At 59.8% G+C, this 12,386-nt stretch carries 10 protein-coding genes; all 10 read left to right on the forward strand.

Annotation, left to right across the window (positions count from 1 at the left end):
• The first annotated feature begins 138 nt into the window (after positions 1–138).
• The 10 genes from argF (at position 139) to DXC90_RS04490 (ending at position 12,385) form a co-directional block, all read left to right on the forward strand.
• Positions 139–1,134 (forward strand): ornithine carbamoyltransferase, encoded by a 996-nt coding sequence (gene argF / locus DXC90_RS04445; protein WP_006234279.1) that lies wholly within the window; start codon positions 139–141, stop codon positions 1,132–1,134.
• 138 nt (positions 1,135–1,272) lie between these two features.
• Positions 1,273–2,760 (forward strand): YfcC family protein, encoded by a 1,488-nt coding sequence (locus tag DXC90_RS04450; protein ID WP_369833992.1) that lies wholly within the window; start codon positions 1,273–1,275, stop codon positions 2,758–2,760.
• 481 nt (positions 2,761–3,241) lie between these two features.
• Positions 3,242–4,723, forward strand: a complete 1,482-nt coding sequence (locus DXC90_RS04455) for a DUF1846 domain-containing protein (RefSeq protein WP_117734939.1) — start codon at positions 3,242–3,244, stop codon at positions 4,721–4,723.
• A gap of 212 nt (positions 4,724–4,935) precedes the next feature.
• Entirely contained in the window at positions 4,936–5,274 is a 339-nt protein-coding gene (locus DXC90_RS04460; protein WP_117734940.1) for a hypothetical protein, read from the forward strand.
• A gap of 178 nt (positions 5,275–5,452) precedes the next feature.
• The gene (locus tag DXC90_RS04465; protein WP_117734941.1) at positions 5,453–7,114 is read left to right on the forward strand and encodes a CTP synthase; all 1,662 of its coding nucleotides are present in this window, start codon (positions 5,453–5,455) and stop codon (positions 7,112–7,114) included.
• 2 nt (positions 7,115–7,116) lie between these two features.
• Positions 7,117–8,058, forward strand: a complete 942-nt coding sequence (xerD, locus tag DXC90_RS04470) for a site-specific tyrosine recombinase XerD (protein WP_199406619.1) — start codon at positions 7,117–7,119, stop codon at positions 8,056–8,058.
• 462 nt (positions 8,059–8,520) lie between these two features.
• Positions 8,521–8,955, forward strand: a complete 435-nt coding sequence (locus DXC90_RS04475) for a division/cell wall cluster transcriptional repressor MraZ (protein ID WP_006234269.1) — start codon at positions 8,521–8,523, stop codon at positions 8,953–8,955.
• A 20-nt stretch (positions 8,956–8,975) separates the two neighbouring features.
• Complete coding sequence (gene rsmH / locus DXC90_RS04480; protein ID WP_117734943.1) at positions 8,976–9,941, forward strand: 16S rRNA (cytosine(1402)-N(4))-methyltransferase RsmH; 966 nt, start codon at positions 8,976–8,978, stop codon at positions 9,939–9,941.
• Between the two features lie 90 nt (positions 9,942–10,031).
• On the forward strand, positions 10,032–10,502 hold the full coding sequence (locus tag DXC90_RS04485; RefSeq protein WP_022094483.1) for a hypothetical protein: 471 nt from the start codon (positions 10,032–10,034) through the stop codon (positions 10,500–10,502).
• A 182-nt stretch (positions 10,503–10,684) separates the two neighbouring features.
• Positions 10,685–12,385, forward strand: a complete 1,701-nt coding sequence (locus tag DXC90_RS04490; RefSeq protein WP_369831393.1) for a peptidoglycan D,D-transpeptidase FtsI family protein — start codon at positions 10,685–10,687, stop codon at positions 12,383–12,385.
• Position 12,386 lies beyond the last annotated feature (1 nt).

Here is a 12,386-nt window from a genome sequence, read left to right on the forward strand (position 1 = left end):
ATGAGCATGCCCTTCTGGCGCGAGGACCTCTAAGGTTTTCAGTTTCCGGTGCGGTCTCCCTACAACCGCACCGGTTTCGCCCGTCAAACGGGCAACACTAATACTTACGTAATTCATTTCTTCGAAAGGATTCGAACCATGGGCGTTAACCTCTCCGGCCGTAGCTTCCTCAAGCTCCTCGACCTCACCACCGAGGAGATCGAGTACCTGCTCAAGCTCTCCAAGAACTTCAAGGACATGAAGCGCGCTGGCGTTCCGCACCGCTATCTCGAGGGCAAGAATATCGTTCTGCTCTTCCAGAAGACCTCCACTCGTACCCGCTGCGCCTTCGAGGTCGGCGGCATGGATCTGGGCATGGGCGTCACCTACCTCGATCCGGGTTCGTCGCAGATGGGCAAGAAGGAGTCCATCGAGGACACTGCCCGCGTTCTCGGCCGCATGTATGACGGTATCGAGTTCCGTGGCTTTGCCCAAGACGACGTCGAGGAGCTCGCTGCTAAGTCCGGCGTGCCCGTGTGGAACGGCCTGACCACTGAGTGGCACCCCACCCAGATGCTCGCCGATATCCTGACCGTCCAGGAGAACTTCAACTACGACATCAAGGGCAAGACCCTCGTCTTCATGGGCGATTGCAAGAACAACGTCGCTCGCTCCCTCATGGTTGTCTGCTCCAAGCTCGGCATGAACTTCGTGGCCTGCGGCCCCGAGGAGTGCATGCCCGCTGACGACGTCATCGAGGCCTGCAAGCCCATCGCCGAGGCCAACGGCTGCACCATCAAGCTGACCACCGACGTCAAGGACGGCGTCACCGGTGCCGACGTCATCTACACCGACGTGTGGGTCTCCATGGGCGAGCCCGACGAGGTCTGGGCCGAGCGCATCGCTCAGCTCACCCCGTATCGTGTCACCTCCGAGGTCATGGCTATGGCCAACCCGGGTGCCATCTTCCTGCACTGCCTGCCCAGCTTCCACGACACCAACACCACGATTGGCGCTGAGAAGTGCGAGCAGTTCGGCATCACCGAGCAGGAGGTCACCGACGAGGTCTTCGAGAGCCCCGCTTCCAAGGTCTTCGACGAGGCCGAGAACCGCATGCACACCATCAAGGCTGTCATGTACGCTACGCTCAAGTAAGAGCATCTAGCATCTCGCTCGGGGTGCATTGCTGCGCACCCCGAGCGCTTTTGTCTGGTAAAAATCTCGCACCGAGCGACATGCACGGCACGGAAGAGCCGCTTTGGGCGAGATCAGTAAATGATTTATGAAGGGGGGATGAGAACTATGACTGAGACCGCTAAGAAAAAGCGCGGTATGCCTTCATCGTTCACCATTCTTCTTGCTCTGCTGGCAATCGTCGCGGTTGTTACCGTTATCGTCTCCGGTACGTCCGGTGGCGAGGTTACCGCTGCCCGCCTGAGCGATTTCTGCACCGCCCCGGTCAAGGGCTTCGCTGACGCTCTGCCCGTCTGCCTCTTCGTTATGATCCTCGGCGGCTTCCTCGGCATGATGACCGAGACCGGCGCCCTGGACAACGGCATTGCCGTTCTGGTGCAGAAGCTTAAGGGCAATGAGATCATGCTCATTCCCGTGCTGATGCTCATCTTCTCCCTCGGTGGTACCACCTATGGTATGTGCGAGGAGACCGTTCCCTTCTACGCCCTGCTCGCCGCCACCATGATGGCTGCTGGCTTCGACCCCATGGTCGGCGCCGCTACCGTCCTGCTCGGCGCTGGCTGCGGCTGCCTCGGCTCCACGGTTAACCCGTTCGCCGTCGGCGCTGCCGTCGACGCTCTGACCGGCGTTGGCATTGAGGTCAACCAGTCCATCATCATCGGCCTCGGTGCCGTCCTGTGGATCGTTACCACCGCCATGTCCATCGTCTTCGTTATGAGCTATGCCAAGAAGGTCAAGGCCGACAAGGGCTCCACCATCCTTTCGATGCAGGAGCTCAAGGACGCCGAAGAGGCTCACGGCAAGGCTGCTTCCGAGGTTAACAAGGAGGTCAAGCTCACCGGTCGTCAGAAGGGTGTTCTGATCGCCTTTGCCTTCACCTTCGTCGTCATGATCGTCGGCTTCATCCCGCTGGCCGACCTCAACGAGGGCGTCGCCAACTTCTTCGATGCTGGCGCTGTCTATGACGCCGACGGTAACGCCATCGTTCAGGGCTGGTCTGCCCTGATCACCGGCCTGCCCATTGGCCAGTGGTACTTCGACGAGGCTTCCACTTGGTTCTTCCTCATGGCTATCCTGATCGGTATCATCGGTGGCCTGTCCGAGAAGCAGATCGTCAACACCTTCATCACCGGCGCTGCCGACATGATGTCCGTTGTCCTCGTTATCGCTCTCGCCCGTGGTATCTCCGTCCTCATGGCTAGCACCGGCCTCGACGTCTACGTCCTCGACGCTGCCGCCAATGCTCTGGCTGGTCTGTCCGGCGTGATCTTCGCTCCCATGAGCTTCCTGGTCTACTTTGGCCTGTCCTTCCTGATCCCCTCGACCTCCGGTATGGCTACTGTCTCCATGCCCATCATGGGACCGCTGGCTGTTAAGCTCGGCTTCTCGCCCGAGGTCATGGTCATGATCTTCTCCGCCGCCATCGGCGTCGTGAACCTGTTCACCCCGACCTCTGGCGCCATCATGGGCGGTCTTGCCCTGGCCAAGATCGAGTGGACGACCTGGCTCAAGTTTGCTCTTAAGCTCATCGTCGCTCTCTCCGTCGTCTGCGCCGTCATCCTGACCATCGCTTGCGTGATGCTCTAAGTACCCCTTGGGTACCCCACGGAAACCATGACGATCCTGTAAAGGATCACCTGGTCATCGTCTGTCCGGTGGGGTAACCCCACCGGTAGACTCCTACCTTTAGCCTCCTCCCGTTCCGTGCGCGGGGGGAGGCGCTCTTGTGTTCCGGCGTTTTACCAAACGCCGGAACCACTCGACGCTGCAAGCCCGCCAGAGCGGCAATCTGACGTTCAATCGTCGGGCATGGCCAAAAGGCCTATGCCCTCCTCTTTCACGTCACCTTGCTCGCTCTGGCGGGCTTTCGCTGGCTTATGCTCAACCTGCGGCGCTGCCATTGTTGGTGCTGAGTGCCTTGTTTCCCGTCCCAAATGAGCTACCTCGGCTCCCCGGTGGTTGCGGTGGGCGTGTTTGGTTGGTGCCTGTTGATGGTCTGGGTATCGGGGAGGGCGGGCTCCGTTATAATCGCCTAGAACATTAAATGGAAACGGGACGGGAGCCATACATGCGCCAGGGTTTCGACAATGCGAAGTATATCGCGCTGCAGGCTGCTCATATTAAGGAGCGCATCTCGCAGTTTGGCGGCAAGCTGTATTTGGAGTTTGGCGGCAAGCTGTTCGATGACTATCATGCCAGCCGCGTGCTGCCGGGCTTTGAGCCGGACAGCAAGTTTCGCATGCTCAAGAGCATCGCCGATGACGTCGAGGTCATCATTGCAATCAATGCGAACCATATCGAGAAGAACAAAGCCCGTGGCGACTTGGGTATTACCTATGATGAAGACGTCCTGCGCCTGGTCGATCTGTTCCGAGGGAATGGATTTGCCGTTGCCGCCGTGGTAATCACGCAGTATGCCGGCCAGCCCGCTGCCGATGTCTTCCGCAATCGTCTGAACGCGCTCGGTATTCCCGCCAAGCTGCATTATCCCATCGAGGGCTATCCGCACGATGTCGATCTGATTGTTTCTGACGAAGGCTACGGCAAGAACGAGTTTGTCGAGACCACGCGTCCGCTCGTTGTCGTGACGGCACCCGGCCCTGGCTCGGGCAAGCTCGCTACTTGCCTCTCGCAGCTGTATCACGAGCATGAGCACGGTACCGCCGCTGGCTATGCCAAGTTCGAGACCTTCCCGGTCTGGAATCTTCCTCTGACGCATCCGGTCAATATCGCCTACGAGGCCGCCACGGCAGACCTTGACGATGCCAACATCATCGATTCGTTCCATCTTGAGGCTTACAACAAGACCACGGTCAATTACAACCGTGATGTTGAGGCATTCCCGGTTGTTCGCGCCCTTATGGAAAAGATTCTGGGCGAGAGCCCCTATCAGAGCCCTACGGACATGGGCGTCAACATGGTTGGCTTTGCCATTACCGACGACGATGCCTGCCGTGATGCCTCCAAGATGGAGATCGTGCGCCGCTATTTTGCCGCAGTTGAAAGCGTGCGCCGTACCGGCGTGGGCGACGAACAGGTCGATCGTCTCAAACTCATCATGAAAAAGGCCGGCATCGATAAGAACTATTCGCCGGCGCGCTCGGCTGCCCTCACCAGAGAGCAACTGACGGGCGGTCCCGTGGGCGCCATGGTCATGCCGGACGGTTCTGTTGTGACCGGTAAGACCTCAACGCGCCTGGGTGCCGCGAGCTCGCTGATCATGAACGCCCTCAAGCATGTCTCGGGCGTGGACCTAGAGCTCGAAGTCATCAGCGACGAGGCGATCGAGCCCATCAGCAAGCTCAAGACGCATTTCCTGGGTAGCAAAAACCCTCGCCTCCATACCGACGAGACGCTTATGGCGCTGTCGATCACCTCGGCTACGAGCGAGACTGCCGCCCGTGTCCTTTCGGGCCTGGAGCAGCTCCGCGGCTGCGACGCCTTCTTTAGCGTTATCATCTCGCCGACTGATGAGACGGTGCTGCGCAAGCTGGGCATCAACGTGTGCTGCGAGCCTAAATTCGAGCGTCGTGGATTCTTTCACCGCTAAAACGAGACGATTGGTCTGATTGGGCCGCATGGGGTATATGCCCTATGCGGCTTAATTAATCAACATTGCCTTTGTTTGGGTTAAAAATAGCCCGTTTACCTGCCTATAAGTGATTTGAGCGGTATACAATAACGCTGATGTAACATCCTTTGCGGGATACGCCGGTCGCGCACGGCGCGTTAAATGCTCGTGCTCGGTTTGAGGAGGCTGCTATGGCGGGCAAGGGTCGTGCGAGTGTCAACGATATGAAGCGTGTCGAGGTGCTGGTGTTGATGGAGATCGACCGGCAAACCGAAGACAATGGCGGGCCGTATGGTTTCTCGCGCAAAACGCTTGCCGAGTGCGTGGGGGTTTCGCCGTATCGTGCCCGCGCCGCAATCGATCGCTTGGATTCCGAAGGCATGATTGATGTCGTCTCGCGTTATAGCGATGACGGCGGTCAGCTTGCAAATGGCATTTGCCTCACCGAACGTGGCGAGTGGTATCTTGAGGGCGTCCGTACCGGTATGCTCGTTCAAGAAATGCTTGAGGACGAGGTTGCTGATCGATAGCAGCGTGTAGTCCTTGCCATAACAGCGCCGCCTGGGAAACCGGGCGGCGTTTTGTTTCAAGATTGAGAAATGCAATCGCACGCGAGAAAAATTGCGAACGGTCCGCGGGGCGAGTATTACAATGAAGATCCGTAAGATGTGTATGGACAACTTCTACGGGAAGTGCAGGTAACTCAATATGACCAAGCATGTGTTCGTAACCGGTGGCGTGGTTTCGTCCCTGGGCAAGGGTATTACCGCGGCCTCGCTGGGCCGTCTGCTCAAGTCGCGTGGCTACAAAGTAACGATGCAAAAGGCCGACCCGTATCTGAACGTCGACCCCGGTACCATGAGCCCCTTCCAGCATGGTGAGGTCTTCGTTACCGAGGACGGTTACGAGTCCGACCTGGACCTGGGTCATTACGAGCGCTTTATTGATGAGAACCTGACCCGCGATTCCAACTTTACGACCGGTGCCATCTACAAAAGCCTAATCGCCCGCGAGCGTCGCGGCGACTTTTTGGGCGGTACCGTGCAGGTGATTCCTCACGTCACCAATGCCATTAAGGACAAGTTTCGCCGCATCGAGGAGCAGACCGGCTCCGATGTAGTCATCACCGAGCTAGGCGGCACGATCGGCGACATCGAGTCCCAACCGTTTGTCGAGGCCATCCGTCAGTACCGCAAGGAGGCCGGCCCCGAGAACGTCTGCTATATCCACGTGTCGCTCGTTCCCTATATTGCCGCCGCCCACGAGGTCAAGACCAAGCCCACACAGCACTCCGTCAAAGAGCTCCGCAGCTTTGGTATCCAGCCCGACATCATCGTGCTACGCTCCGATCACCATATTGACGACGCCATCCGCGGCAAGATCGCGAGTTTCTGTGACGTCGACACCGACTGCGTCTTTACCAACGAGGACTGCGCGAGCATTTACGATGTTCCGCAGCTGCTCGCCGAGCAGGACTTTGACCTGCGCATTTGCGAGCGCCTGGGTCTGGATCCGCGTGAGCGCGACATGAGCGAGTGGAACGAGTTCCTGCGCAAACAGAATCACGCCAACCATCACGCCGACAAGGTAAAGATCGCCGTCGTGGGCAAGTACACGCAGCTGCCCGATGCGTACCTGTCGGTTATCGAGGCCCTGCACCATGCGGGCGTCTTCTACGATCGCCATGTGGACGTCCAGCTGGTCGACGGCGAGAGCCTCGACGAGCAGAATGTCTCCGAGGTTCTGGGCGACGCCTCGGGCATCCTGGTCCCCGGCGGCTTTGGCAAGCGCGCCCTGGAGGGCAAGATCCTCGCGGCCGAGTTTGCCCGTGAGCACAAGATTCCGTATCTGGGCATTTGCCTGGGTATGCAGGTGGCCGTGTGCGAGTTCGCCCGCAACGTCGTCGGCCTTGCCGGCGCCAGCTCCTCTGAGTTCGATCCGGACGGCCCGTTTAGCGTCATCGATCTGATGAGCTCGCAGGAGGACGTGACCGAGAAGGGCGGCACCATGCGCCTGGGCGCCTATCCGTGCAAGCTCGCCGCCGATACCCTTGCTCGCGAGGCATATGGCGAGGAACTCGTCTACGAGCGTCACCGTCACCGCTTTGAGTTCAACAACGCCTTCCGCGACCAGCTCGAGGACGCCGGCTTGGTTATCTCTGGCCTCTCGCCCGACGAGCGCTTGGTCGAGATGGTCGAGCTGCCGCGCGATGTGCATCCGTGGTATGTGGCAACCCAGGCTCACCCCGAGTTCAAGAGCCGTCCGACCAACCCGCAGCCGCTGTTCCGAGAGTTCGTGCGTGCCTCGATCGGTCGGCACGAGGGTGTCGATCGCCTGCAGGTGACGCCCATGAACCTCGCTACGGACTAAGGGTGCCGGCGAACAAAGAACATACCGGAGCTACTCCCTCGTCGCTCGCCGTGGCGGCGGGGGAGTATCTCGATTACCTCGCGGTCGAGCGGGGTTTGGCGCGCAACACGATTGCGGCCTATCGTCGTGACCTGACGACGTACTGCGTCTATCTGGAGCGGGCGGGCATCATGTCTTTTGAAGAGGTGACCCGTCAGGTCGTGGAGGGCTTTGTCGCCGACCGTCGCGATGGGGGCTATTCCGATGCCTCGGTGGAGCGTGCGCTTGCGGCAGTGAAGGGCCTGCATGCCTTTTTGGTGCGCGATGGGGCTGTGGCCCAAAATCCAACGGCGGCGTTGCGCCTGCCTAAAAAGGCTGAGCGTTTGCCGGAGTATCTATCGGTGGAGGATGTCTCGGCGCTGCTCGATCAAGACTTCCCCGAGGGCGAGATGGGCTTGCGCGACCATGCCATCTTGGAAGTGCTCTACGGATGCGGTTTGCGTGTGAGCGAGTTGGTGGGGCTCGATGTGGGCGATATCCATATCGACGATGGCTTTGTGCTCGTTCGCGGTAAGGGCTCAAAGGAACGCCTGTCCCCGCTGGTGGGAAGCGCGGCGCGAGCTCTGACGCTCTATGTAACTGAGGGGCGTTCTCGCTTGGCGGCCCATGCCCGCGGAACCGAGACCTCGGCGGTCTTTTTAAATAAGAACGGCCGCCGTCTGTCGCGCCAGGGCATCCATGCCATCTGTGAGCGCTATGGGCGCCAGGTGGGGCTGGTGGGGCTCCATCCCCATACGCTGCGTCACTCCTTTGCCACCCATATGCTTGCTGGCGGCGCAGACCTCCGTGTGCTACAGGAGATCTTGGGACATGCCGATATATCGACCACGCAGGTCTACACGCATGTCGATCGTACGCAACTGACCGAGGTCTATCTGGCGGCGCATCCGCTGGCGCATCGTTAGCACATCGCTGACCTGCAAATTAATAGGTGTTTGGGAACGGGCCCCAGATTGCCGCGGCGTGCTTTTGCGCGTGCATGGGCAATCTGGGGCCCGTTCTATTTTTCGCCACATGTCGTCGCGGTGGTGGGCCGCACGTGCCTTGGGTGGGGGAGTTTGGGGGCGATGTGAACGGCATGTAAAGGGACGCAAAAATCGCCTCAAGGTCAACTTGAAGGTTGAGGATGAACGGCGGGGTGCCACAGGTGGCATCCCGCCGTTGCTGTAAACACAACATATTGTGTTTTCGAACATATGATTGGGGGTGTTTTGCAATATATGGTGGGTGGAGTGGTGGGGCGGAGTGGGGGAAGAGGTGGGGAAAGGTGTTGAAAAATGGGGCAGTTCCCCATATTATTAATGACGTCGACAGGCGGGGTGGTTCCCCGCGTACGTGCCATCTGAGTAACCGAGGGGAGGGCGCACATGGGAATGACTGGCGCATACGAGCGCAATCTCGATGCAAAAGGCCGTCTGTCCCTGCCTGCACCCCTTCGCGAGGAGCTTGGAGAGCACGTTCGCGTGTTCAAAGCCCTGGATGTCGATGCTCTGTACGTGTTCTCTGCCGAGGCCTTCGATAAGTGGGTCGAAGGACTCTTCGCGGGTCGTGAGGGCCACGAGGGTTTTAACCCGCGCGACATCAACGACCAGAAGCTCATGAGGGCGATCAACAAGCGCACCACGTCGATGGACGTGGACAGCGCCGGTCGTATCGGTCTTTCCGAGTCTCTCCGCAAGCAGGCGAACCTCGACCGCGAGGTCACGGTTGTGGGCAACTACGACCACCTTGAGGTTTGGGATCGCGCCGCGGCCGATGAGGACGATGACGACGAGGCCCTGCTGGACCTCTTCTTCTCGTAAGGGCAAGGCACGGGTAACGGATGGAGCGTGGGATCTTGACACAAGAATATCGGCATGAACCTGTCATGCTCGGCGAAGTGCTTGAGTCGCTGCGGCTAAAGAGCGGCTCCGTTGTCTGCGATTGCACCCTTGGCGGTGCCGGCCATTCGGTAAAGATGGCTGCGCAGGTGGGGGAGACGGGCCTTTTGCTCGGCGTCGATCAGGACGACATGGCCCTCGAGGCCGCTGGCGCCCGTCTGGACCGCGAGGTTCCCGGCGTTCCGCACCAGCTGCTGAAGGGCAACTTCGGCGACTTGGACGAGCTGCTTTGCTCGGCCGAGGTGCCCGGGGTCGATGGCTTCCTGTTCGATTTGGGCGTTTCGTCACCGCAACTCGATATCCCTGGCAGGGGCTTTTCGTATAACGAGGACGCCCCATTGGACATGCGGATGGATCCGGGTAATAACACCTTAAACGCAGCTGAGGTCATCAACACCTATAACGAACACGACCTCGCCCGGATTCTACGCGTCTACGGCGAAGAGAAGTTCGCCTCGCAGATCGCGCGCGAGATCGTGCGCCGCCGCGAGCAAGAACCGATCGAAACCACCGGCCAATTTGTCGAGATCATCAAGGCGGGTATCCCGGCCGCCGCTCGTCGGCATGGCGGACACCCGGCCAAGAAAAGTTTCCAGGCCATTCGCATCGAGGTCAATCACGAACTCGATGTGCTCGAACGAGGGCTTGATGCCGCCACCAGGTGGCTCAACCCGGGCGGACGTATCTGCGTCATCTCGTATCACTCGCTCGAGGACCGTATCGTAAAGAACCACTTTAAGGAGATGAGCCAGGGGTGCACGTGTCCGCCGGAGATTCCGGTGTGCGTGTGCGGCAACGTGCCGATACTCAAGGCCATCACCCGCAAACCCTTGGTTGCCCAGCCTGATGAGGTTGAGCGCAACCCTCGGGCGAGATCAGCCAAAATCCGCGTGGCGCAGCGTCTGTAGGCGCGACCGCGCGATATTGGACCTCCCGCTCGCACCATAAACGAAGCTTAAACACACTACCAACGTACTCGGGATGGGAGGCGGCATATCATGGGCTACAACACTTCAAGCGCAGCACTTGCCTATGATATGAACGCCATGCCCGCCTATCGTGAGACGCCGCAGGCCCCCGTTGCTCCCCGTGAGCAGCGCACGCCGCGCTTTGATGTCTACACGGGCGCGGGCCGTCAGGCAAACCAGGCGGTAAGCCCGGTTTTCATGAGCGTTCTTAAAACGTTTTGCATCATTGCGGCTATCTTCATGACGATCGGCGTCGCCCGCGTGGCGCTCGCCGGCGTTACGGCCCAGGTGCTCAACAGCAACGCCGAGCTAACCAACACGCTCGAAAAGGCGACCGATGAGAGCTCCGACCTGGAGGTCATGCATTCGGTCTATGGCGCCGACACGCGCATTCGCGACCTTGCGGGCGCTTATGGCATGGTGGAGCCCAGCGAGAGCGTTACACTTGACTTTTCGCAGGATGCAGCCGCGGGCGCCAACGCGACCGCGACCGCTCAGTAGCAAGACGGTAGCTGAGTATGACAAATGACTATCGCCGCGGTTCCGATGGGGGCCGCGGTTCTGGACGTCCCTCGTCGCGGGGACGTTCTGGTTATCAAGGAACGGGTCGGCAATCTTACAACGCCGGGCGGTCCCGTGGCAACGACCCGGCGTCGCGACTTCGCGGCTCGGGCGGCCCTCAAGTGCATAACACCAGGTCGCGCAAGAGTTCGTCGACCGAATGGCTCACAGGCACGCCGCTGCCTCGCCGCAAAGCCGTCATGGGATTCATTGGGCTTGGCTTGGGCTTGGGCGTCTTTCGCCTTGCCGACTATCAAATTGTCGAAGCCGATAAACTGCGCGAGCGTGCCGATGCGCGGCGCCTGCTTGCGCAGACCCTCTATGCCAAACGTGGCACCATCTACGACCGCAACGGTAACGTGCTGGCGTCGTCGGTCGAATGTCGCAACATCGCCGTGAACCCGCAGCTTGTCGAGGATGTTGACAAGACGGTGTCGGCGCTGGTCAAGGCAACTGGAATCGATAAAAAGACCTGCCGTAAGCTCGTCGAGTCCGATGGAACCTGGGTGTATATCAAGCGCCAGGTGGACGAAGACGATGCTGCGGCGCTGGAGAAGAAGAACCTGCCCGGCGTGCTTTTTGAGCAGGCCATGAAGCGCGTATATCCATACGGCAATCTGGCATCGCAGGTGCTGGGTGTAGTGAATGTAGACAACGACGGCTTGACGGGTCTCGAAAAGCAATACAACAAGCTTCTGACCGGCACGAACGGTTCTCTCGTACGCGAGCGCGCGAGGGACGGCAGCTATATCGCGGGCGGTGCCTATAAAAAGGTGGCTGCGGTCGACGGCGTTGATATCGTGACGACGCTCGATGTCAATATCCAGCGTACGGCTGAGGACGCTCTGGCAGAGGCTGTCGAGAAGACAAAGGCCAAGAACGGCTCGGCTTTGGTCACCGACCCCACGACCGGCGAAATTCTCGCCGCCTGCTCGTATCCGACCTACGACCAGACCGATTTGGAAAACGCCAAGACCGAGGATATGAACCTGCGCCTGGTAACCGACGCCTACGAGCCCGGCTCGGTCTTTAAGACACTCGTGGCGGGCGCCGGCTTCGACTTGGGCGTAGTGCGATCGAGTACGTCGTTTGAGGTGCCGGCGAGTATCAAGGTGGGCGACGATACCGTCACCGATGCCGACAAGCGCGACTATGCCATGACCATGGATGTGCGCGAGATGATGCGCCGTTCGTCCAACGTGGGCTTTGTCCTGGTGGGGCGCAAAATCGGTGCCGACGACTTTGCCGCCTATGTGGACAAGTGGGGCATCGGTCACAGCTCGGGTGTCGATTTTCCGGGCGAGAGCCTGGGTATCGTCAAGGAGCGTGACCAGTATGACGGCGCCACGCTGGGCTCGATGAGCTTTGGGCAGGCGCTGTCTGTCTCGCCGATTGAGATCGCACGTGCCGTGGGCGGCATCGCCAACGGCGGCGTGATGATGACCCCACACTTCTATAAGTCCAGCAAAGGCGACGAGAAGGACTGGGGCGAAGGCGAGCGCGCGATTTCGGAGGACGCCGCATCGCAGGTGACATCGTGCATGCAGACGGTCGTGTCCGAGGGAACGGGCGTTGGCGGCGCGGTTGACGGCTATGACGTGGCGGGCAAGACCGGTACGGCCGAACGTGCCGACGAGAACGGCGGCTACCTCAAGGAGAACTACATGTCGTCCTTTATGGGCTTTGCGCCGGCGCAATCGCCCAAGGTGCTGTGCTATATCACGCTCGACGGAACGCCGAGCGGCTCAGATGCCGCTGCTGTGCCGTTCCAGTCCATTATGGCCAACGCGCTCGACGTGCTGGGTATCCCGCGCACGAAGTAGG

The sequence above is a fragment of the Collinsella sp. TF09-1AT genome (genome assembly GCF_003436895.1).
In the GTDB taxonomy this organism is placed as follows: domain Bacteria; phylum Actinomycetota; class Coriobacteriia; order Coriobacteriales; family Coriobacteriaceae; genus Collinsella.